At 66.1% G+C, this 22960-nt stretch carries 20 protein-coding genes; 12 read left to right on the forward strand and 8 right to left on the reverse strand.

The genetic code is table 11. The features are described from left to right. Window positions 1-12: 12 nt before the first annotated feature. Entirely contained in the window at window positions 13-1119 is a 1107-nt protein-coding gene (locus tag ABFA30_RS12690) for a 2-aminoethylphosphonate--pyruvate transaminase (protein WP_253081576.1), read from the reverse strand. A gap of 113 nt (window positions 1120-1232) precedes the next feature. Here ABFA30_RS12690 and ABFA30_RS12695 point away from each other — a divergent pair, with 113 nt between their 5' ends. The 12 genes from ABFA30_RS12695 to ABFA30_RS12750 all read left to right on the forward strand — a co-directional run bounded on the left by ABFA30_RS12695 (window position 1233) and on the right by ABFA30_RS12750 (window position 15720). Next, the gene (locus tag ABFA30_RS12695) at window positions 1233-2096 is read left to right on the forward strand and encodes a LysR substrate-binding domain-containing protein (RefSeq protein WP_225790453.1); all 864 of its coding nucleotides are present in this window, start codon (window positions 1233-1235) and stop codon (window positions 2094-2096) included. 137 nt (window positions 2097-2233) lie between these two features. After that, window positions 2234-3253: an AraC family transcriptional regulator gene (locus ABFA30_RS12700; RefSeq protein ID WP_225790452.1), complete on the forward strand. Its 1020-nt coding sequence runs from the start codon at window positions 2234-2236 to the stop codon at window positions 3251-3253. An 88-nt stretch (window positions 3254-3341) separates the two neighbouring features. Next, window positions 3342-7838: an NEL-type E3 ubiquitin ligase domain-containing protein gene (locus tag ABFA30_RS12705; protein ID WP_410045517.1), complete on the forward strand. Its 4497-nt coding sequence runs from the start codon at window positions 3342-3344 to the stop codon at window positions 7836-7838. 90 nt (window positions 7839-7928) lie between these two features. Next, window positions 7929-9575 carry an AMP-binding protein gene (locus ABFA30_RS12710; RefSeq protein ID WP_410045518.1) on the forward strand — a complete coding sequence of 549 codons (1647 nt, stop codon included), beginning with the start codon at window positions 7929-7931 and terminating at the stop codon, window positions 9573-9575. A 12-nt stretch (window positions 9576-9587) separates the two neighbouring features. Beyond that, complete coding sequence (locus ABFA30_RS12715) at window positions 9588-10355, forward strand: SDR family NAD(P)-dependent oxidoreductase (protein ID WP_225790449.1); 768 nt, start codon at window positions 9588-9590, stop codon at window positions 10353-10355. Window positions 10356-10368: 13 nt separating this feature from the next. Next, the gene (locus tag ABFA30_RS12720; RefSeq protein WP_225790448.1) at window positions 10369-11562 is read left to right on the forward strand and encodes an acetyl-CoA C-acyltransferase; all 1194 of its coding nucleotides are present in this window, start codon (window positions 10369-10371) and stop codon (window positions 11560-11562) included. A 9-nt stretch (window positions 11563-11571) separates the two neighbouring features. Then, window positions 11572-12699 (forward strand): acyl-CoA dehydrogenase, encoded by a 1128-nt coding sequence (locus tag ABFA30_RS12725; RefSeq protein ID WP_225790447.1) that lies wholly within the window; start codon window positions 11572-11574, stop codon window positions 12697-12699. A 13-nt stretch (window positions 12700-12712) separates the two neighbouring features. Beyond that, window positions 12713-13486: an enoyl-CoA hydratase gene (locus ABFA30_RS12730; protein ID WP_225790446.1), complete on the forward strand. Its 774-nt coding sequence runs from the start codon at window positions 12713-12715 to the stop codon at window positions 13484-13486. 394 nt (window positions 13487-13880) lie between these two features. Beyond that, window positions 13881-14285 (forward strand): TraR/DksA family transcriptional regulator, encoded by a 405-nt coding sequence (locus tag ABFA30_RS12735; protein WP_225790445.1) that lies wholly within the window; start codon window positions 13881-13883, stop codon window positions 14283-14285. 187 nt (window positions 14286-14472) lie between these two features. Beyond that, the gene (locus ABFA30_RS12740; RefSeq protein WP_225790444.1) at window positions 14473-14667 is read left to right on the forward strand and encodes a hypothetical protein; all 195 of its coding nucleotides are present in this window, start codon (window positions 14473-14475) and stop codon (window positions 14665-14667) included. A gap of 379 nt (window positions 14668-15046) precedes the next feature. Further along, on the forward strand, window positions 15047-15517 hold the full coding sequence (locus ABFA30_RS12745) for a hypothetical protein (protein WP_410045519.1): 471 nt from the start codon (window positions 15047-15049) through the stop codon (window positions 15515-15517). Further along, window positions 15514-15720, forward strand: a complete 207-nt coding sequence (locus tag ABFA30_RS12750; protein WP_410045520.1) for a hypothetical protein — start codon at window positions 15514-15516, stop codon at window positions 15718-15720. The genes ABFA30_RS12745 and ABFA30_RS12750 overlap by 4 nt, the downstream gene beginning before the upstream one ends. A 68-nt stretch (window positions 15721-15788) precedes the next feature. Here the strand turns inward: ABFA30_RS12750 and ABFA30_RS12755 are convergent, their stop codons facing one another. The 7 genes from ABFA30_RS12755 to ABFA30_RS12785 all read right to left on the reverse strand — a co-directional run bounded on the left by ABFA30_RS12755 (window position 15789) and on the right by ABFA30_RS12785 (window position 22947). Further along, complete coding sequence (locus tag ABFA30_RS12755) at window positions 15789-16154, reverse strand: Na+/H+ antiporter subunit G (RefSeq protein WP_225790441.1); 366 nt, start codon at window positions 16152-16154, stop codon at window positions 15789-15791. After that, window positions 16151-16429, reverse strand: a complete 279-nt coding sequence (locus ABFA30_RS12760) for a K+/H+ antiporter subunit F (protein WP_225790440.1) — start codon at window positions 16427-16429, stop codon at window positions 16151-16153. The genes ABFA30_RS12755 and ABFA30_RS12760 overlap by 4 nt, the downstream gene beginning before the upstream one ends. Further along, window positions 16426-16914: a Na+/H+ antiporter subunit E gene (locus tag ABFA30_RS12765; protein ID WP_225790439.1), complete on the reverse strand. Its 489-nt coding sequence runs from the start codon at window positions 16912-16914 to the stop codon at window positions 16426-16428. Before ABFA30_RS12765 ends, ABFA30_RS12760 begins: the two co-directional genes overlap by 4 nt. Then, a complete protein-coding gene (locus tag ABFA30_RS12770) occupies window positions 16911-18590 on the reverse strand; it encodes a monovalent cation/H+ antiporter subunit D (protein WP_225790438.1) in 1680 nt (559 codons plus the stop codon). The genes ABFA30_RS12765 and ABFA30_RS12770 overlap by 4 nt, the downstream gene beginning before the upstream one ends. Beyond that, entirely contained in the window at window positions 18587-18931 is a 345-nt protein-coding gene (locus tag ABFA30_RS12775; RefSeq protein ID WP_225790437.1) for a Na+/H+ antiporter subunit C, read from the reverse strand. The genes ABFA30_RS12770 and ABFA30_RS12775 overlap by 4 nt, the downstream gene beginning before the upstream one ends. Continuing rightward, window positions 18931-21846, reverse strand: coding sequence for a monovalent cation/H+ antiporter subunit A (locus ABFA30_RS12780; protein WP_225790436.1), 2916 nt, complete (start codon window positions 21844-21846; stop codon window positions 18931-18933). Before ABFA30_RS12780 ends, ABFA30_RS12775 begins: the two co-directional genes overlap by 1 nt. A 150-nt stretch (window positions 21847-21996) precedes the next feature. After that, entirely contained in the window at window positions 21997-22947 is a 951-nt protein-coding gene (locus ABFA30_RS12785; protein ID WP_225790435.1) for a DMT family transporter, read from the reverse strand. Between the last annotated feature and the right edge of the window lie 13 nt (window positions 22948-22960).

The following is a 22960-nucleotide window of genomic DNA, read 5'->3' on the forward strand; positions in this document are numbered from 1 at the left end:
CGAGGGCGAAACTCAGATGTCCAGTACTTCCATTTCCCGCAGCACTTCGGCCACGGCATCGACGGCGGCCTGCATGCCATCGGGCCCGACCACGCCGATGCAACCGACGCGGAAGGTTTCCACCTGGGTCAGCTTGCCCGGATAGAGAATGAAGCCCTTGGCCTTGACCCGCTCGTAGAAGTCCTTGAACTGGTAGCGGGCATCGCGCGGGGCATGGAAGGTGACGATGATCGGGGCCTGGATCTCGGCCGGCAGGAAGCTGCGCAGACCAAGCTGGGCCATGCCGTCGAGCAGGGTCTTGCAGTTGTCGGCGTAGCGCTGGTGGCGGGCCGGCAGGCCGCCTTCCTCGCTGTACTGCAGCAGGGCCTCGTGCAGGGCGGCGACCACGTGGGTCGGCGGGGTGAAGCGCCACTGGCCGGTCTTGGCCATGTACGCCTGCTGGTCCTGCAGGTCCATCGCCAGGGAGTGGGCGTTGCCTTCGGCGGCGGCCAGCGCGTTCTTCTCGGCGAAGACGAAGCCCATGCCCGGTACGCCTTCCAGGCATTTGCCGGAGGCAGCGATCAGCGCCTCGAACGGCACCTCGCGGGCATCGATCGGCAGGGCGCCGAAGGAGCTCATGGCGTCGATGACAAGGCGCTTGCCGTGGCGCTGGACTACCTGGGCGATCTCGGGCAGCGGGTTGAGGATGCCGGTGCTGGTCTCGCAGTGGATCAGCGCCACGTGGGTCACGGCAGGGTCGGCGGCCAGCAGGCGGTCGACGTCGGCAGCGGTGGTGGGTTGATCCTCGGCGGTCTCGAAGGTGCTGTAGGCGCGGCCCAGGACTTTGCAGATCTTCGCCAGGCGCTGGCCGTAGGCACCGTTGATCAGCACCAGGACCTTGCCGTCACGCGGTACCAGGGTACCGATCGCCGCTTCCACGGCGAAGGTGCCGCTGCCTTGCAGGGGGACGCAGTGGTGGCTGGCACTGCCGTTGATGATGGCCAGCAACTGCTCGCAGACGCTGGCGGTCAGTTGGTTGAAGTCGCGGTCCCAGGAACCCCAGTCCACCAGCATGGCTTGGCGGGTGCGGGACGAGGTGGTCAGTGGGCCGGGGGTCAGCAGGATCGGGGCATTGCTCATTCCGTTTTTCCTCGCAAGCGGGTGGGCTGAATCTACGGTGTGTAAGTTGCAATTTGCCGCCCCATCATTCAAATTGTTTGTCGTTATGCCAGCCATAAGTCAGGCCGATAGATATGAACTTGTTCCAGTTGCGTGCCTTCGATGCCGTGGCCCGCGAGGGCAGCTTCACCCGCGCTGCGGCGCGCTTGTTCATCAGCCAGCCGGCGGTGACCGGGCACGTCAAGGCCCTGGAAGAGCACTACCAGATCACCTTGCTGCGGCGCACCGCGCGCCGGGTCGAGCTTACCGAAGAGGGTACGCGGCTGGCGGCCATCACCCGCGCCATGTTCAGCCTGGCCGAGGAGGCCCAGGCCATGCTCGAGGCCAATCGCCAATTGCTCACCGGACGCCTGGAAGTCGCCGCTGATGGCCCGCACTGGATCATGTCGATGCTCGGCCTGCTGCGGGCGCGTTACCCGGGCATCACCGTCAACCTGCGCCTGGGCAATGCCCAGGAGACCCTGGCCGCATTGCTTTCGGAGCATGCCGACGTGGCCGTGCTGACCGAGGCCGAGCCGCGCAAGGGGCTGTACCTGCAGAGCCTGGGCGAGTCGCGCCTGTGTGCCCAACTGCCGGTCGGGCATCCCTGGGCGAGCGAGACGGGCGATCTGCCCATGGCTGAGCTGGATCGGCAGATCATGGTGTTGCGCGAGCCCAGCTCCATCACCCGGCGGACCTTCGACCAGGCCTGCGCACTGGCCAAGGTGCAGCCGCGGGTGCTGCTGGAGCTGGACAGCCGCGAAGCGGTCACCGAGGCGGTGGCGGCGCAGCTCGGTATCGGCATCGTCTCGTCGGTGGAGGTGGCCCATGATCCGCGGGTGGTGGCGCGGCCGCTGGCGGGCGATGGGCTGGTCAACCGGCACATGATCGGTTGCCTGGAGCGGCGTCGTGAACTGCGCTTGATCCAGACGTTCCTGGGGTTGGCTGCCAGCCTGTGAAGTGCCTGCAAGAGCGTGTGTGAGTGGACTTGCCCCAATGAGTGACACTGGGGCGCGGCTCCAGAGCACTCACCGGCTGGCGTTTTTCCATGGCGGGCCTAAGATGGCCGGCTGAAACCACTGGCGCTGGATGGCCGATGAGCGAGAAAGACACCATTTCCATGCAACTGGTGCGTGAAGCCCTGTTGCAGACCTGCCCGGCGGGGCAAGCCGATGCGCCGCTGCTGGCCAGGGCGGGCATCGATGCATCCCTGCTCGACCTGCCCGAGGCGCGGGTGAGCGCCGAGGCCTATGCCCGGCTCTGGCGCTTGCTGGCGCGGCGCTGCAATGACGAATTCTTCGCCATGGACCCGCGTGGCCTGCGCAGTGGCAGCCTGGCCTTCCTGTGCCGTGCGAGCATGGCCCAAGCGACCCTCGGCGAGGGCCTGGAAACGGCCCTGGCGTTTCTCTCGCTGATGCTCGAGGACCTGCAGCCAAGCCTGGTGCGCCAACAGAGCCTGGCCGAGATCGTCATCGGCGAGCCTCGCGATACGCCGCGCCGCGCTTTCACTTACTTCACCCTGTGGATGATCATCCATGGCGTGACCTGCTGGCTGGCCGGGCGCCGTATCCCGATCCTCGCCATCGACCTGCGTTGCGCCGAGCCGCCGTTCTGCGACGACTACCGGGTGATGTTTTCCGAGAACCTGCAGTTCGACCGCCCACGCACACGCATGATCATCAGTGCCGACTGCCTGGGCCTGCCGCTGCGGCGCACCCAGGAGGAGCTGCAGCGTTTCCTCGCCGAGGCGCCCGGCAACATCCTGGTCAAGTACCGCGACCCGGCCAGCCTGGCCTGGCGCATCCGTGAGCAACTGCGGCGCGCCGACCCAGGCGCCTGGCCCGATGCCGAAGGCCAGGCCAGCGCCTTGTGCATCTCGGTCTCGACCCTGCGCCGTCGCCTGGGCGAGGAAGGCCAGACCTACCAAGGGCTCAAGGACAGCGTGCGGCGCGAGTTGGCCATCGCCTGGCTGGCCGATGTCGACCTGGGGCTTACCGAGATAGCCGAGCGTCTCGGCTTCGCCGACAGCAGCTCGTTCTACAAGGCCTTTCGCAAGTGGTTCGGTTGCAATCCTGGCCACTACCGTCATGTGATCCTGCAGGGGACTGCGCCCTAGGCCTGGCCGAGGATGTTCCCTTTCCCTCTGCTGCGCAGTGGGCGATTGCATCAGTGTCGAGCCTCCTTCGACCTGCGAGGATGCAGACATGACGCAACCCACTCCACCTTCACTTCCGCCAGCGCTTGCCAGCAAGCTGGCTTCCGCCACCGATGATTTCATCGCCGCGAAACTGCCGGACTGGTTGAAACGCGCATCCGCCGCACAGATCAATGCATTGCGCGATTGCTTCGAGGCCCACCGCCATAGCCAGGCGCAGGTGGCGGCGGCAACCGCCGGCCTGGTATCGCCACGGCAGTTCGCTGCCCAGCGGTTCACGGCCCTGTTGGCGGCCGATATCCCGCCGGGGTTCTCCCTCGATGATCTTGAATGGCTGGATGTAAGGCGTCGCTTCACGGTGAGCCCGGGCGGTGGCCTGCCCGAGGATGAGCCGCGTTATGTCCGCTTCCCGGCGTTGTTGCGACTGATGCAGGGCTTTCCCTCGGGCAACCCTTTCTACGAGGGCAGCGGCCTTGTCAAGAAGGGCGAAGAGACCGTGCTTTTCAGCTCGCTGGAGGATTTCACGCAACGTTGCCATGCCGAGGACGTGGGCAAGCAGTACCACGACCTGCTCGAGCGTCTGTTCACCCCGGTAGCCCAGCGGGCCCTGGCCCGCCACCAGCGTACGGCCTTCGCCCTGGCATGCGAGTTCGCCTCGCTCAAGGCACAGCTCGAGACGGTGCACCTGGCCGCCTTGCGGCGGTTGCTGGACGATGGGGCTGGCCAGGAGGAAGGGCTCGCACAGGCGTATGCCGGTGAGCTGCACATGTTGGGGGCCTCCGTTGCGCAGAGCTTGAAGATCCAGTTGCGCAGTGCCGATGGGGATAGTCTCGGGGTCGTGCTCTACCTGCCGAGTGACACTGAGCAGCCCCTTCGCCATTTCGACTCGGTGTCAGGGATGAACGATTTCCTGGCGGCCGAGTTGCTCAAGGCGGATGGCCGCCAACGTTTCGCACGACTGATCGCCTTGAAGGACCGCCCAGGGTTCCTGGGGACGCTCGACAAGCGCCTGCTCGACGATGAGCCCGACCTGCAGTTGGAAGGTACGGTGGTCCATGGCGATATCTTCGCCACACTGGCGGCAAGCCAGGTCAAACGCATCGAGGACGATGTCCGCCTGCAGCTCGTTTCGAGCGCGGATGCCGATCATCTCGCCGCCGAAGCACGGCTCAACCAATGGAAGGAGATCGGCCTGGTCGCGCTGGGGCTGGCGGGTTTGGCCATTCCTGCGGTGGGCATGGTGCTGTTCGGCGAGTTGGTCGTGCAGACCCTCGGCCACGTCTACGAAGGGGCCGTCGATTGGCATGAAGGGCACCAGCACGAGGCGCTGGAGCATATGCTCGGGGTCGCGGAGGCCGTCGTCGTCACGGCGGCAACGGTTGCTGGTGTGAGCCTGGTGGCGCGCGGGTTCGCCCGCAGTGCTTTCGTCGACGCACTGGAGCCGGTGGGCACCGGGGAGGAGTCATCGCGCCTGTGGCATCGTGACTTGCAGGTCTACGCGTCGACCCCGGAAGACGCCACCCTTGGGGATGATGGGCTCTATGCCAGCGATACGCGCCGCTGGCTGCGTGTGGGCCAATGCTACTACGAGGCCCATCGCCCCGACGAGCACCAGGCCTGGCGTTTGCGCCATCCGCGAGGCGACGACGCCTTCGGGCCGCAGCTCGCGTTCAATGGCGAGCGTGCCTGGCGTCTTCGCCTCGAGCAGCCCAGGCAGTGGGATGACCGTGCCGACATGCTCGATCGCCTGTGGCCGCAGGACCCGCCCTTGGCTCCAGCCCGGGCCGAGCAGGTGTTGCGTGTGGCGGGCGTCGACAAGGAGGAATTGCGGGGTGTGCTGGTGGAGATGCGGCCTGCGCCGTTCAACCTGCGTGACACCTTGCTGCGATTCGCTGCGGATGCCCGGATCAGCCGCGAGCTCGATGCCCTCGATCAATCCGGCGGAGCTATCCAGGATCCGGCCATTCACCAGTGGTGCGTGGCGCATCCGCAAGCGCAAGGGCTGGACGAGCAGGCGCTGGGCGCCTGGCTACGGGGGGACGCCTCGCACCTGCGAGGTGAATTGCTGGAGCACCTGGCGGCGCCTCTGTCGGCACAAGACGCCTTGGTGACGCTGGTTCGGCGCGATTTCCCCGGGCTCCCCGAGCGCTATGCCCGGGAGGCGGTACGTGACGTGGATCCCGCCCTGCGCGAAGTGGCCCAGGTCGAGGCGCGTGTGCCACTGGCGGTCGCCAGGAAGGCACGGACCCTGCTGCGGCTGACCAGGGTGAACCGCGCCTTGGAGGGCCTGTTCCTGCGCAGCACCTACACCAATGGCACCGGGGAACTGGTCATCGCCTTGCTGCGGCGACTGTCCAGATGGCCGCGCGCGATCAACCTCGAGTTGCGTGAAGGGTCGGAGAGTGGCCGTCTTTTGGCCGTACTGAACCCTCAAGGCGCACCCGAGGGGCGCGTGGTCCTGGTTCACCGGCAAGGCCGCTTCCACCTTTACGACAGCCATGGGCTGGAGCATGAAGCGCAGGTAGGCGAGCCTGCGGGCATCTTCCAGGCATTGGTGGCACTGCTGCGCCCGACCGACCTGCAGCGGTTGGGCCTTTCTGGCGACGACCCGGCAGAAGGCTTGCGGTTGAAGCTGATCGAAGGCTTGCCCGGCGAACGCAAGGATATTCTGAACCTGCTTGGCTGGCGCGACGGCACGCCTTGGTTCAACCCCGGCAAGCGCCTGCCCGATGGGCGCGTGGGTTATCCGCTCGGCGGCAATGTATCGAGACGGGAAACCTCTACCAGTGTGCTCAGGGGCCGCATCCGTGCCCTTTACCCACGGCTCAATGACCGGGAGGTCGATCGCTACCTGGAAAGGCTGCTGTTGCAAAGTGGCTCGCCTTTCGAGAGCTTGCTTGCCCAGGAGCGCAACTACGCGCAGCTCGAAAGTGCCTTGTCGCAGTGGATGGCGGATGGGCGCACAGCGGAGCGGTATGCCTCGCGGCGGCAGTTCGCGGCTCGCCTGCTGGCGGCGTGGCGCTACGAGGGGGCCGGTGGGCTGGCCAGCGACATGACCCTGGAACTGAGCGGTTGGCACATTGGCCAGTTGCCGGAATTACCGGCGGGCAGCGACTTTTCCCATATCACCGAATTGGTGATGGCGGGGGCGGCGCTGGAAGAGGTTCCCGCGGGTTTCCTGCAGTGCTTCACCTCCTTGCGCACTTTGAGCCTGGGCAACAACCGTTTGACCTCCATCCCCTCGGCCATTGGCCAACTGACCCAATTGCGTACGTTGCGCCTGATGTCCAATCGAATCCGCATGAGCCCCTCTGGCGCCGATGCCTTGTCTGCGTTACCGAACCTGCGCGTGCTCGACCTGAGTCGCAACCCTTTGCGTTCAGCGGCACTGCGCTTCCAGTCGTTGCCCAACCTGTCGGTACTGCGTTTGAAACACTGCCGGTTGATCAGCGTGCCCAGGGGGCTGGAGCGGTGCAGGCTGTTGACGGTCGTCGACCTCAGCGACAACGAGATCGATACATTGCCACCTGAGCTGCTGCAAGCGCCCTGGTCTTTCAGAAGCCGCTTCAACCTGCTGCGCAATCCCTTGGCGCACCAGGAGTACGCGCGGTTGTATACGAGCGACCCGTATGACGCTGTCCGGGCCAGCGAAGTGGACGTGGCCAGCGCCAGGAGCCTGTGGCTTGCCGTCGGCGATCCCGACCAGTTCGCGGCACGTTCGGCGCTGTGGAACCGCTTGGTGCAAGACCCCGACAGCACGGACCTGCTGCAGTTGCTGGCCAATCTCACCCAAACCAGCGACTTCACCCACGCCAGGGCCTACCTCACCGAGCAAGTCTGGGGTGTGCTTGACGCCGTGGAACAGGATACCGACCTTCGCCAGGCGGTGTTCGCCCACGCTCGCGAGCAACTGGGTTGCCATGACAGTACCGCGGAGCGCTTCAGCCGCGTGCAACTGCAGATCCTGGTGCACAACGCCAACCTGCAGGGCGCTGCCGGACGATCGGGGCAAGGATTGCTGGACCTGGGGCGGCGTCTGTTTCGCCTGGAGGCCTTGGAAGGCTTCGCTCACCAGGATGCCGCGCAGCGGCTGGCGAGCGACCCGGATACCGATGTCCTGGAGGTCATCCTCGGCTACCGGGTGCGTCTGGCCCATGCCCTCGACCTGCCTTCCCAGCCGCGTACGATGAGGTTCGAGCGCCTTGCCGAAATCACTCCCGAACTCGAGCAGGCAGCGCTCGCCTCGGTCCGGGGCGCGGAGGCGACCGATGCCCTGGCCGAAAGCATCGCTGAACGGGACTTCTGGCGTACCTACCTGGAGCGACGGCACGCGGCAGCCTTCGCTGCGATCGGCGAGGACTTCGCCGCGCGGGGTTCCGAGCTCGACAGCCTGAGCACGGCCCTGACGAGCCAGGACTACACGGATCGATGGCAGGTACTGATGATGGAGCGGCAATCGGCCGAGCATCGCCTGGTCCTGCAACTGACCCGTGAGGCCCTGGAGGAGGGCGTGCCCGAGGCAGGCCAATTCGCTCAAGCCGTTTGACAGCTTTGGCCATTGCCCCCAGCGCCGACCGGCGCGAACATCGTCAGACCGAGGGTGCCACTCCAACAATAAGAAACCAGGAGTCTGACGATGCGCGATTACGCCGAGGCCGTCCGTTCGTTCAACCATCGCAGTGCCGTCGAGGCGGCACTGCATGGCACGCTGGACGCGCTCAATGCCTGTGTCGAATGCTGCGACCGCCATGCCGGCAGTGGCCGGGTCGCGCTGATCTGGGAAGACCGCGAGGGTAACAGCACACGCTACACCTTCGAGCAACTGCAAGGGCTGGCGGCGCGCTTCGCCAATGTGCTTGGCCAGCAAGGCGTAGGCCCCGGCGACCGAGTTGCCGGCCTCATGCCACGCACTCCAGAGCTGCTGGTGACCATCCTTGCCACCTGGCGCCTGGGTGCGGTGTACCAGCCGCTGTTCACCGCCTTCGGCCCCAAGGCCATCGAGCACCGGCTCGAACAGTCCCATGCGCGCGTGGTGGTCACCGACCGCGGCAACCGCCACAAGCTCGACCAGGTCACGGGGTGCCCGACCCTCATCACCGTCGGGGCCAGCGCTGGCGAGCTGGACTTCCACCAGGCGCTGGAGAGTGCTGACAGCACATGCGAGCCCGTGCCACGCAAGGGCGACGATCCCTTCCTGCTGATGTTCACCTCGGGTACCACCGGGCCTGCCAAGCCACTCGAGGTACCGCTCAAGGCCATCGTCGCCTTCCAGGGCTACATGCGCGATGCCATCGACCTGCGTCCCGAGGACAACTTCTGGAACCTGGCCGACCCGGGATGGGCCTACGGGCTTTATTACGCCGTCACCGGCCCGTTGTCCCTGGGCCACGCCACCACCTTCTACGACGGGCCGTTCAACGTCGAGAGCTGCGCGCGGATCATCGACAAGCTGAACATCAGCAACCTGGCCGGATCGCCTACCGCCTACCGTCTGCTGATCGCCGCCGGCAGCGAGTTCTCGACACCGATCAAGGGCCGCCTGCGGGTGGTCAGCAGCGCCGGCGAGCCGCTCAACCCGGAAGTGATCCGCTGGTTCGCCGACGAGCTGGGGGTGACCATCCATGACCATTACGGCCAGACCGAACTGGGCATGGTCTTGTGCAACCATCATGGCCTGAAGCACCCGGTGCACCTGGGTTCGGCCGGCTTCGCCATTCCCGGCCACCGCATCGTCGTGCTGGACGAGCAGGCCAACGAACTGTCCGCCGGGCAGCCGGGCATCCTCGCGGTGGACCGCGAGCAATCGCCGCTGTGCTGGTTCGCGGGTTACCACGGGCTGCCGACCAAGGCCTTCGTCGGCAAGTACTACCTCAGCGGCGATACCGTCGAGCTCAACGATGACGGCAGCATCAGCTTCGTCGGCCGCAGCGACGACGTGATCACCACCTCTGGCTACCGGGTCGGGCCGTTCGATGTGGAAAGTGCGTTGATCGAGCACCCGGCGGTGATCGAGGCGGCGGTGATCGGCAAGCCCGATCCGGAGCGCACCGAGCTGATCAAGGCCTTCGTGGTGCTCGCCCCGGGCCATGTCGGCAGCGCCGAGCTGGAAGAGACCCTGCGCCAGCATGTCCGCCAGCGCCTCTATGCCCACGCCTATCCCAGGGAAATCGAATTCGTCAGCGACTTGCCCAAGACCCCGAGCGGCAAGCTGCAACGCTTCATCCTGCGCAACCAGGAAATCGCCAAACAACAGGACGCGCCGGCCCCGCGTGCCAGCGCCTGAAGGAAAAACATCATGCAGATAGCCAACAAACATTTCATCGTCAGCGGCGCGGCCTCCGGGCTTGGCGCTGCCACCGCGCAGATGCTGGTCGAGGCCGGCGCCAAGGTGATGCTGGTCGACCTCAATGCTGCGGCAGTCGAGGCCAAGGCCCGCGAGCTGGGTGAACAGGCGCGTTTCGCCGTGGCCGACATCAGCGACGAACAGGCCGCCCAGGCGGCGGTGGATGCCGCCGTCAGCGCGTTCGGCAGCCTGCACGGGCTGGTCAACTGCGCCGGCATCGTCGGCGCCGAGAAGGTTCTGGGCAAACAAGGACCCCATGGCTTGGCGAGTTTCGCCAAGGTCATCAATGTCAACCTGCTGGGCAGCTTCAACCTGCTGCGCCTGGCGGCGGCAGCCATGGCCGAAGGCGCGGCCGACGAGGAGGGCGAGCGCGGCGTGATCATCAACACCGCGTCCATCGCCGCCTACGACGGGCAGATCGGCCAGGCTGCCTATGCCGCCTCCAAGGGCGCCATCGCCAGCCTGACCCTGCCGGTGGCGCGGGAGCTGGCGCGTTTCGGCATCCGCGTGATGACCATCGCCCCAGGCATCTTCGAGACGCCGATGATGGCTGGCATGCCCCAGGAGGTGCGTGACTCCCTGGCCGCCGGCGTACCGTTCCCGCCGCGTTTGGGCCGTGCGCAGGAGTACGCCGCGCTGGCCCGTCATATCATCGAGAACAGCATGCTCAACGGCGAGGTGATCCGCCTCGACGGTGCCCTGCGCATGGCTGCCAAGTAAGGAGTAAGCGAACATGACTCTCGCCAACGACCCGATCGTCATCGTCAGCGCCGTGCGCACGCCCATGGGTGGCCTGCAGGGCGACCTGAAAAGCCTGAGCGCCCCGCAACTGGGCGCCGCCGCCATCCGTGCCGCGGTCGAGCGTGCCGGCATCGACGCCGGCAGCGTCGAGCAGGTGCTGTTCGGCTGCGTGCTGCCGGCCGGCCTCGGCCAGGCACCGGCGCGCCAGGCCGCCCTGGGCGCGGGCTTGGACAAGCACACCACCTGCACCACCCTGAACAAGATGTGCGGCTCGGGCATGCAGGCGGCGATCATGGCCCATGACCTGCTGCTGGCCGGCAGTGCCGAGGTGGTGGTGGCCGGCGGCATGGAAAGCATGACCAACGCGCCTTACCTGCTGGACAAGGCCCGTGGCGGATACCGCATGGGCCATGGCAAGATCATCGACCACATGTTCATGGACGGCCTGGAGGACGCCTACGACAAGGGTCGCCTGATGGGCACCTTCGCCGAGGATTGCGCCCAGGCCAACGGCTTCAGCCGCCAGGCCCAGGACCAGTTCGCCATCGCCTCGCTGACCCGCGCCCAGGAGGCGATCAGCAGCGGCCGTTTCGCCGCCGAGATCGTCCCGGTGGAAGTCACCGAAGGCAAGGACAAGCGCATCGTCAAGGATGACGAGCAGCCACCGAAGGCGCGCCTGGACAAGATCCCGCAACTGCGCCCGGCCTTTCGCGAAGGTGGCACGGTCACGGCGGCCAACTCCAGCTCCATTTCCGACGGCGCCGCGGCGCTGGTGCTGATGCGCCGCTCGCACGCCGAGCAGCGTGGCCTCACGCCCCTGGCGGTGATCCACGGCCATGCGGCTTTCGCCGACGCACCGGCGCTGTTCCCCACCGCCCCCATCGGAGCCATCGACAAGCTGGTCAAGCGCGTCGGCTGGAACCTGTCGCAGGTGGACCTGTTCGAGATCAACGAGGCCTTCGCCGTGGTCACCCTGGCCGCGATGAAGCACCTCGACCTGCCCCACGAGAAGGTCAACATCCACGGCGGCGCCTGCGCCCTGGGCCACCCGATCGGCGCCTCGGGTGCACGGATCCTGGTGACCCTGCTTTCGGCCCTGCGCCAGAACAACCTGCGCCGTGGCGTGGCGGCCATCTGCATCGGCGGTGGCGAGGCCACGGCCATGGCCGTCGAATGCCTGTATTGAGGTGAGACCATGCTGGTATCTGACGAACAACAACAGATCGCCGACGCCGTTCGCGCCTTCGCCCAGGCGCGCCTGAAACCGTTTGCCGAGCAATGGGACAAGGCGCACAGCTTCCCTCGCGAGGCCATCCGGGAAATGGCCGATATGGGCCTGTTCGGCATGCTGGTGCCGGAGCAGTGGGGCGGCAGCGACACCGGCTACGTGGCCTATGCCATGGCCCTTGAAGAGATCGCCGCGGGCGACGGCGCCTGCTCGACCATCATGAGCGTGCACAACTCGGTGGGGTGCGTGCCGATCCTGCGCTTTGGCAGCGACCAACAGAAGGCGACCTTCCTCGCCCCGTTGGCCAGCGGCGCGATGCTCGGTGCCTTCGCCCTGACCGAGCCCCAGGCCGGCTCCGATGCCAGCAGCCTGAAGACCCGGGCGCGTCTGGACGGTGACCACTACGTGCTCAACGGCAGCAAGCAGTTCATCACCTCCGGGCAGAACGCTGGCGTGGTGATCGTCTTCGCCGTCACCGACCCGGATGCCGGCAAGCGTGGCATCAGCGCCTTCATCGTGCCGACCGACTCGCCCGGCTACCAGGTGGCGCGGGTCGAGGACAAACTTGGCCAGCATGCCTCCGACACCTGCCAGATCGTCTTCGACGAGGTGCGCGTGCCGGTGGCCAACCGCCTGGGCGATGAGGGCGAGGGCTACAGGATCGCCCTGGCCAACCTCGAAGGTGGGCGCATCGGCATCGCTGCCCAGTCGGTGGGCATGGCCCGCGCTGCCTTCGAGGTGGCGCGCGACTATGCCAACGAGCGGCAGAGTTTCGGCAAGCCGCTGATCGAACACCAGGCCGTGGCCTTCCGCCTGGCCGACATGGCCACGCGCATCGCCGTGGCCCGGCAAATGGTGCTGCATGCCGCGGCGCTGCGCGACGCTGGGCGTGCGGCGCTGGTGGAAGCCTCCATGGCCAAGCTGTTCGCCTCGGAAATGGCCGAAAAGGTCTGTTCGGACGCCTTGCAGACCCTCGGCGGATATGGCTATCTGAGCGACTTCCCGCTGGAGCGGATCTACCGCGACGTCCGGGTCTGCCAGATCTACGAGGGCACCAGCGACATTCAGCGCATGGTCATTGCGCGCAATCTTTGAAGGAGCAGTCTGCATGGCATTCGAAACCATCCTGTTGGACATCCACGGCAAGGTCGGCCTGATCACCCTCAACCGGCCCCAGGCGCTCAATGCCCTGAACGCGCAGATCGTCGGCGAGATCAACCAGGCCCTGGACCAGCTCGAACGTGATCCGAACATCGGCTGCGTGGTCATCACCGGTTCTGCCAAGGCGTTCGCCGCGGGTGCCGATATCAAGGAGATGGCCGAGCTCAAGTATCCGCAGATCTATGTCGATGACCTGTTCAGCGACGCCGACCGCATCGCCAACCGGCGCAAGCCGATCATCGCCGCGGTATCCGGCTTCGCCCTGGGCGGTGGCTGCGAGCTGGCGATGATGTGCGACTTCATCCTCGCCGCCGACAACGCCAAGTTCGGCCAGCCGGAGATCAACCTCGGCGTGCTGCCGGGCATGGGTGGTACCCAGCGCTTGACCCGCGCGGTGGGCAAGGCCAAGGCCATGGAGCTGTGCCTGACCGGTCGCCTGATGGGCGCCGAGGAAGCCGAGCGCGCCGGCCTGGTGGCCCGCGTGGTGCCCCAGGCCGAACTGCTGGAGGAGGCGTTGAAGGTCGCAGCGACCATCGCCAGCAAGTCGATCCCGGTGAGCATGATGGTCAAGGAAAGCGTCAACCGCGCCTTCGAGGTCACCCTGAGCGAGGGTGTGCGCTTCGAGCGCCGGGTGTTCCACGCCGCTTTCGCCACCGAGGACCAGAAGGAAGGCATGGCCGCCTTCATCGCCAAGCGTGAGGCGCAGTTCAAGGACCGTTGAGGTCACGGCGCGGGTAAATGAACGCTGGGGCCGCTACACGGCCCTGTCGCGACACAAGGCCGCCCCCACATCTATGGCGCTCGATTGTAGAACAGCGCCGTAGATGTGGGGGCGGCCTTGTGTCGCGAAAGGGCTGCGCTCCCCTGCGGGGCGAGAAAGCCCAAGGCACGCTTACCCCACGCCCATTCGCCGCCCCGTAGACTGCCGATGGGCGGAATCCAGGCCATTTCGGTCAAATTCCCCCGTCGTGCCTGTTGCCCCATGCGACGCAGCGTCTTAGACTGCCGCCCCCTGTAGAAAAGTGCCGGTTGGCGCTTGAAGAATTCCGCTGCCGGCGAGCCATCGCCGGCGGCACCCGAATCGCCCAAATGCACATATTTTCATAGAGAAATCGATGACCAAGGAACAGTTGCTGGCCATGTCGGCCGATGACTACATGAACGCCGATCAACTGGCGTTCTTCGCTGAGCTGCTGCAGGCGATGAAAGTCGAGACCCAGGAGCGCATCGAGCTGAGCCGCAATACCATCGAGAGCCTGGATACCCCTTCGGATCCGGCCGACGTGGCTTCGGTGGAAGAAGAACGCCACTGGCTGGTCAATGCCATCGAGCGCGACCAGCGCCTGTTGCCGCAGCTGGAGATGGCCCTGGGCCGCATCGCCGATGAAAGCTTCGGCTGGTGCGACGACAGCGGCGAGCCGATCGGCCTGCAGCGCCTGCTGATCAGCCCGATCACCAAGTACTGCATCGAAGCCCAGGAGCGTCACGAGCAGCTCGACCGCCACCAGCGCCAGATCTGACCGACACCCCGGTGCCAGGCCCCACGGAGCGATCCGTGGGGCCTTTGCGTTTCCGATGCCTGCATCAGGCTTCGGCCTTTATTGCCGTGGATGCAATACAGCTATACCCAAGTAGGATTTTTCCGCGATCTGGGCAGGCGTATGATGACGACATAGTTAGGCAGCTAATTAAATTCCGGAGGGGATGATGAGTAGCCGAATCGATGTCGCCGTGATGATTGGCTCTGGCGTGCCTGCCACCCTGCAGGCCCTGGGCAAGCGCGTCTGCTGGGTCGTGCTGGTCGATGGCGAGCGCCGTGGTACGGCGTTCGCCACGCGCGGGGAGGCACTGGAGTGCCAGGCGGCCTGGTTGGCACAGCTGGAAAAAGGGCAGGCGGCCTGAGTCGAGGCCCTAGGTTGCGTGCCAGAGGCAAGAAATGTGTTGGGCCTCTCGACGGATTTCGGTGTTTTCGTGCATATTCCTTCCCCTGTAATGCGCTGATGAATACCGGACCCATTCTGCCGAGGGGCCTGGAACTTTCTATTGCATCTTTTCTGGCAGTTCGGTTGTCAGTTATTACGTGTCCCGGTTGGGAAACAGCCGAAAAACCGTCTTGAGGCCTTGGCTGGCACGCTGGAGTAACGATTCCTGCCTGTCGCGTCGCCTGCCTGCACAGACGTTTCGCGCATCGCTTCATTAGTCTTTTCAGACAACGACTTGAAATGAGTGTGTCTCCCCGGCGTTCGGGTGGGCGCGTGTAACCGATTTGAGGAACTCTTCATTGGCAGTCAGTACTCTGGATACCCACGCATTGTTTGCCCTGGGCGATTTGCGGGCCAAGTTGGTCAAGCTGTTCCAAGGGCGTTTCGTGTATGTCACCGAGCAGGGACCCGACGGCCTGTACATGGCCGAGATCGATACGGGTAATGCCTTGGTGGTCGATGACAAGCAGCGCCTGGAGCTCAAGGTGGGCGATCACTTCCGCGCCGCGGTGTTGCCCAGCCGTGAAGGTGGCAAGCTGGAGCTGCGTTTTCGTGAAATAAAGCTGAATGTCTACGGTGTTGGCGACTATGCCTTCGTCTCGGTGCCGGAGGGTGAGGGCATCGTGTTCCGTGAAGGCCACGGCGTGATGCTGGTGTTCGCGGCCCGGCAGCAGGTGCAGGAAGGCCTGGGCAAACTGCTCAAGGCGGTGACGGGCAAGGTCGCCAAGTGGCGCAAGGGCGAGTTGACCACCTTCAAGGCCAGCGAATGAGCGACGAGTTGCCTGTGGGGCGGGCGGCCTTCCATCGCCGGCACCAGGCCCAGGCGAGCGCGTTGGCCGAGCGACTGTTGGCGCAGCGTGAGGCGCTGGGCAGCACCTGGCTGGCCTGGGTAGCCGGCCAGCTGTATCGGCTCAGCCCGCCCGAATATGCGGCCATGGTGCGGCGCGAATTGCAGCGCCTGAGCCAGGGATAGGGTTGCCAGCGCATCGTTGCAGTGCCAGGGCTGGCCTATTGGCGGTCCTAAGCCCACACCCACATCGTTCAGCTCCCACCATTGCGCCCGCTGCTGACCTCCGCAGGCACATCTTCGCCCGCGGTGCGCTTGCGAAACAGCGCCGCCCGGGCCAGCAGCAAGGTGGTGACCGGCACCGTGATCGACAGCAGCACGGGGATCAGCCAGGCATGCAGCACCGGCCCTTGCTTGAGCCATGAGAAATACAGGATCGACGCCAGGCAGACGCTCCAGGCGCCGATGGTCGAGGCCAGTGCCGGTGGATGCATGCGCTGGAAGTAGTCTTTCAGGCGAACCAGGCCAATGGCGCCGATCAGGGCGAACAGGCTGCCGGTGAGCAGCAGCGCGGCCGTGGCCAGCTCCAGCCAGAAGGGTAGTTCGATGGTTTCGCTCATTCGATCACCTCGCCACGCAGGAGGAACTTGGCCAGGGCGAAGGAGCCGACGAAGCCGAACAGGGCGATCAGCAGGGCGCCTTCGAAATAGGTGTCGCTGGCATAGCGGATGCCCAGCACCAGCATCATCAGCATGGCCAGGATGTACAGGTAGTCCAGCGCCAGGACTCGGTCCTGGGCGGAGGGACCGCGGAACAGCCGGACCAGCGCCAGGGCCATGGCGCTGGCGAAGATGAACAGGCTGGCGAGGACGGCATTGGCAAGCAGGCCTGTCATTCGAAGATCTCCATCAGCGGGCGTTCATAGGTGTTCTTGAAATGCTCGATGAAGGCCGCTTCGTCCTCCAGGTCGAACACATGGATCAGCAGGACGCTGCGGTCCAGGGCCAGCTCCGACCAGACCGTGCCGGGCACCACCGTGGTGATCATCGACAGCGCCGCCAGGCCGTGGGCATCGCGCAGGGCCAGGGGAATGTGGACGAAGGCAGAGCGCGGCGGGCGCCGCTTGGCGCACAGCACGCCACGGGCGACCTGCAGGTTGGAAAGGATCACGTCGAGGCCGACCAGGCAGATCAAGCGGGCGACGACCAAGGGCCGCCGCACATGGGCATGCTTTGGCCGCAGCGGCGCCATCAGCAGCGGGGCGAGAAAGCCCAGTGCAGCGCCGAGCAGCAGGTTGCCGGGGCTGACCGAGAGATTGAGCAGCAACCACAGCGCGAACAGCGACAGGGACAGCAGCGGGGCGGGGAACAGTCGTCTCATGGCTGCACCTGTTCGTCGAGCGTGGTAGGGCCGGGTACCGGGCGGGTGGCCATCACCGCCCGGATATAGGCGTCGGGTGCCTGCAGGCTGGCTGCCGTGTCCTGGGTGTAGCGCAGCAGCGGTTCGGCCCGCACGCTCAGGACCATGCACAGGCCCAGGAGGATCACGATCGGCAGGCACTCGTAGCGCCGCAGCAGGGGCGAGGGGCGCTCCTCGGGTTTCCAGAAGCGCTGGATGCCCACTCGCCCGAAGGCGATCATCGAGGCCATGCCCGAGAGGATCAACAGCGCCACCAGGCCCCAGCCGGAGAGCGACAGCGCTTGTCCGGCCGGCATGCCCAGGCCTTGTGGGTTGAACAGGGCGCTGATCAGGCTCAGTTTGCCGATGAAGCCCGACAGCGGCGGCATGCCGATGATCAACAGGGCGCAGGCGATGAAGCTTAGGCCGAGGAACGCCATGGTCCAGGGAATGATCTGGCCGATCACTGCCTTTTGCTCGTCGTCCAGGTTGATGCCCTTGGGCGGGTGCAGCGATTCCAGCGGTGGCGGGATCGCGTCTTCCTCATCGTCCAGCGGCGCCTCGTTGGCCGAGCGCGAACGTTCGATCAGCTCGGCGAGCAGGAACAGGGCGCACAGGGCCAGGCTCGAGCTCACCAGGTAGAACAACGCACCGCCGGTCAGGATCGGTTGGCCGAAACCGATGGCCCCCAGCAGGGTGCCGGCGGAAACCAGGATGCTCAGGGCGGCCAGGCGCTCCAGGCGCTGGGCGGCGAGAATGGCGATCGCCGCGACGGCCAGGGTGGCCAGGCCGCCATAGACCAGCCACTGCCCACCGAAGTGCGCCGAGGCGCCGGCCTGCCCGGAGAACAGCAAGGTCCATAGGCGCAGCACCGCGTACAGGCCGACCTTGGTCATGATGGCGAACAGCGCCGCGACCGGCGCGCTGGCCGAGGCATAGGCCGGCACCAGCCAGAAGTTCAGCGGCCAGATGCCGGCCTTGACCAAAAAGGCCATGGCCAGGATCGCCGCGCCGGCGTGCAGCAGGCCGCGATCGGCCTCCGGTACCAGGGGGATCTTCAGGGCCAGGTCGGCCATGTTCAGGGTGCCGGTCACGCCGTAGAGCATGGCGGCCCCCACCAAAAACAGCGACGAGGCGAACAGGTTGACGGCAATGTAGTGCAGGCCGGCCTTGACCCGTGCCCGCCCCGAGCCGTGCAGCAGCAGGCCGTAGGAGGCCGCCAGCAGGACTTCGAAGAACACGAACAGGTTGAACAGGTCGGCGGTCAGGAAGGCGCCGTACAGGCCCATCAGCTGGATCTGGAACAGCGCATGGAAGCTGGCGCCGGCGCCATCCCAGCGGGCTCGGGCGAACAACAGTGCGCTGACGCCGATGATCCCGGTCAGGCTCAGCAGCAGCGCGGACAGGTGGTCCAGCACCAGCACGATGCCGAAGGGCGCCGGCCAGTTGCCCGGCAGGTAGACGCCGATCGACTCGGCCTGACCCTGGCTGCGTACCCACAGCAGCAAGGTGATGGCGATGCACAGACCGGCCAGGGTGGACAGCAGGTTCAGGCGCGCCTTGAGCGGGCGGTGCTTTTCGCCGAGCAGCAGCATCAGGGCCGCGGTCACCAGCGGCAGCAGGATGGGGGCGATGATCAGTTGGTTCATCCCGCTCATTCCTCACGCTCCCGGCCGTCGACATGGTCGGTACCGGTGAGGCCGCGCGAGGCGAGCAATACCACCAGGAACAGCGCGGTCATGGCGAAGCTGATGACGATGGCGGTCAACACCAGGGCCTGGGGCAGCGGGTCGGTGTAGTGCAGCAGGTCCTGGGGCACGCCGTCCTTGATGATCGGCTCTTTGCCGATGAACAGGCTGCCCATGCTGAAGATGAACAGGTTGACGCCGTAGGAGAGCAGGCACAGGCCCATGATCACCTGGTAGGTGCGCGGGCGCAGGACCAGCCAGACCCCGGAGGCGGCCAGGACACCGATGGCGATTGCGATGACTTCTTCCATCAGGCGGCTCCTGCTTGGCTGGACTTGGGCGCGGTGCCCGGGCGGTGGGCGCGCACCGACTGGTGCGCCAGGGCGGTGAGGATCAGCAGGGTGGCACCGACCACCACGGTGTAGACGCCGACGTCGAAGAACAGTGCGCTGGCCACGTGCACGTCACCCAGCAGCGGCAGGTGCAGGTGGGCGGTGTGGGTGGTCAGGAACGGATAGCCCAGGGCCATCGCGCCGCCGCCGGTCAGGGTCGCGCAGAGCAGGCCCGTGCCCATCCAGCGCAGCGGGCGCAGGCTCATCTGCGCCTCGACCCACTGGGTGCCGGCGACCATGAACTGGAGGATGAACGCCACCGACATCACCAGGCCGGCGACGAAGCCGCCACCCGGCTGGTTGTGGCCACGCATGAACAGGTACATCGACACCACGAAGGCGATCGGCAGCAGCAGGCGCACCAGCGCGGCCGGCACCATCATGAAGCCCAGCGCGGTGTCGGTGGCGTGGCGCGGGTTGATCAGGTCGGTGACCAGGTCTGGCGCCAACTGGCGCTGCTGGGCAGGCAACTGCATGCTTTCCTTCGGAGGGCGGAAGCGTCGCAGCAGGGCGAACACGGTCAGGGACACGGCCACCAGCACGGTGATCTCGCCCAGGGTGTCGAAGCCGCGGAAGTCCACCAGCATGACGTTCACCACGTTGGTCCCGCCGCCCTGGGGCAGGGCCCGGCTCAGGTAGAAGGACGAGATGTCGTTGGGCGTCGGCCGGGTCAGCATGGCATAGGAGAGCAGCGCCATGCCGCCGCCGACCAACACCGCCAGCAACAGGTCGCGCAGGCGCCGCAGACGGGCGCGGTCCTGGCTGCCGGGCAGGGGCGATACGCCTTCGATACGCCGTGGCAGCCAGCGCAGGCCGAGCAGGATCAGCACTGTGGTCACCACCTCCACCACCAACTGGGTGAGGGCCAGGTCCGGAGCGGAGAACCAGACGAAGGTGATGCAGGTCATCAGGCCACAGACACTGACCATGATCAGCGCCGCCAGGCGGTGGTACTTGGCTTGCCAGGCAGCCCCGATGGCGCAGGCGATGGCGATCAGCCAGAGCGCGACGAACACCCCGGAGCCCGGGATCTTCGGGCGATCGCCCCAGGTGATGCCGCTGTACAGCATGGGCAGCAGGCCGGCCAGGAACGCGGCGACCACCAGCATGAACAGCTGGCTCTGCAGGCGTCGGCTGGTCAGCAGCCCCTCGATGCGCCGGGCCAGCAGCATCAGGCGCACCAGGCCCTGTTCGAACAGGCGCTTGCCGTTGAAGCGCTCGATCAGCGGCGGATGGGGGAAGCGGCCGCGGCGCAGTTGCTTGCGCAGCAGCAGGTAGAGCACGATGCCGCCGCTCATGGCGATCAGGCTCATGATCAGCGGGGCGTTCCAGCCGTGCCAGATGGCCAGGCTGTATTCCGGCAGGGTGCCGCCGACCACCGGCAGGGCAGCGGCGGCCAGCAGCGGGCCGACCGACTGGGCCGGGAAGATGCCCACCACCAGGCAGGTCAGTACCAGCAGTTCCACTGGCGCGCGCATCCAGCGCGGTGGCTCGTGGGGGATGTGCGGCAGGTCCTGGGCGGTGGGGCCGAAGAACACGTCGACGGTGAAGCGCAACGCGTAGGCCACGCTGAAGGTACCGGCCAGGGTGGCGATGACCGGCAGGGTGGCCTCGACCCAGGCCGTGGAGGAGATGAACACCGTTTCGGCGAAGAACATCTCCTTGGACAGGAATCCGTTCATCAGTGGCACCCCGGCCATCGAGGCACTGGCCACCATGGCCAGGGTGGCGGTGAACGGCACCAGCCGGAACAGCCCGCTCAGGCGGCGGATGTCGCGGGTGCCGCTCTCGTGGTCGATGATGCCGGCGGCCATGAACAGCGAGGCCTTGAAGGTGGCGTGGTTGAGGATGTGGAACACCGCGGCCACCGCCGCCAGCGGGCTGTTCAGGCCGAGCAGCAGGGTGATCAGGCCCAGGTGGCTGATGGTCGAGTAGGCCAGCAGGCCTTTGAGATCGTTCTGGAACATGGCGGCGAAGGCGCCCAGCAGCAGGGTCAGGGCGCCGGCACCGCCGACGATCCAGAACCACTCCTCGCTGCCCGACAGCACCGGCCACAGGCGCGCCAGCAGGAATACCCCGGCCTTGACCATGGTCGCCGAGTGCAGGTAGGCGGAGACGGGGGTAGGCGCCGCCATGGCATGGGGCAGCCAGAACTGGAAGGGGAACTGGGCGCTCTTGCTCAGGGCGCCGATCAGGATCAGCGGCAGCAGCACCGGGTACAGCGCATGCTGGCGGATCGTCTCGCCGGCTGCCAGGACCTTGTCCAGGTCGTAGCTGCCGACCACGTGGCCGAGCAGCAGCGCGCCCACCAGCAGGCACAGGCCGCCGGCACCGGTGACCATCAGCGCCATGTAGGCGCCGCGGCGGGCGTCGGCGCGGTGGTGCCAGTAGCCGATCAAGAGGAAGGAGAACAGGCTGGTCAGCTCCCAGAAGAACACCAGCTGGATCAGGTTGCCGGAGATCACCAGGCCGAGCATGGCGCCCATGAACGCCAGAAAGAAGGCGAAGAAGCGCGGCACCGGGTCCTGCGGCGACATGTAGTAGCGCGCATAGAGCGAGACCAGGGTGCCGATGCCCAGCACCAGCAGGGAGAACAGCCAGGCGAAGCCGTCCATGCGCAGCACCAGGTTCAACCCCAGGCTGGGCAACCAGAGGAATTCCTCACGGATGACGCCCCCATGGGCGACCTGCGGGTACAACAGGGCGACCTGGACGGTACCGACCAGGGCGACGAGCCCGGCGAGAATGGACTCGGCATTACGTGCGTTGTGCGGCAGGGCGGCTGCCAGGCAACTGCCCACGAAGGGCAGAAGCAATAGCACTATCAATGACATAGCGTTCTAATCTGGAGAAATTTGCCAAGGATCATACGTGCCGAGCTGTTGATCACCAACACGCAAGCTGTCGCAGAATCCTACAAATGTGGCGTGACAAGCTGTTTTTTTATAACAGTTTTTTTCAGAGCATAGTCGCTGTTCGACGCTTCACAGGCCCGCTTCACGCTCACGAGGCTCGGCCTCTTCCTGCACTGGCGACGCTTCGCTGGCGCGGCGGATCTTCAGTTCGCTGACCACCACGGCGACGACGATCAGCAGGCCGCCCAGCAGCGCCACGCCCGGCAGACGCTCCCCGGCGATGCGCCCGACGATCCCGGCCCAGACCGGCTCGCCGGCATAGATGAGGGTGGCCCGGGTCGGCGATACCGATTTCTGCGCCCAGTTCATCGCCACCTGGATCACCGCGCTCATGGCGCCCAGGCCGATGGCGCTGGTCAGCAGCAGCCAGGAAAAATCAGGCAGGCGCTCCTGGGTCGGGACGATCATGAGGAACGACAGCACCGAGGCGGTCGCCAGCTGTACCACGGTGACCCGGCGCACATCGACCTGGCCGGCGTAGCGGCTGATCAGGATGATCTCGCCGGCGATGGCCACGGCGCTGACCAGGGTGACCAGCTCGCCTTCGCTGAAGTGCAAGGCCCCGCCTTCCGGACCAGCCAGCAGCACCAGGCCGACGAAGGCCAGGCAGATCCCCAGGGTGGGCATCAGGCCGGGGCGGCGGCCGAGCACCAGCCACTGCAGCAATGGCACGAAGGGCACATAGAGTGCAGTGATGAACGCCGACTGGCTGCTACTGATGGTCTGCAGGCCCATGGTCTGCAAGCCGTAGCCGAGCATGATCGTTACACCGATCAGCATGCCGGCCTTCAGTTCGGTGAAGGTCAGCCCCGCCAGCGCCCGTGCCGAGACCAGGCCGACGAACAGCGCCGCCGCGGCGAAGCGCAGGCCGACGAAGAACATCGGGCCGCTCACGGTCATGACGTTGTGCACCAGCAGGAAGGTGCCGCCCCAGAGCATGGTGATGAACACCAGCACCACCTCGGCCTTGCTCAGGCGGAAGGAAACGGACGGCTGCGGCGTAGGGTTGGATCGGCTCATGGTCTTGCACACT

This window comes from Pseudomonas sp. HLMP (assembly GCF_046365545.1).
Lineage (GTDB): Bacteria > Pseudomonadota > Gammaproteobacteria > Pseudomonadales > Pseudomonadaceae > Aquipseudomonas > Aquipseudomonas guariconensis_B.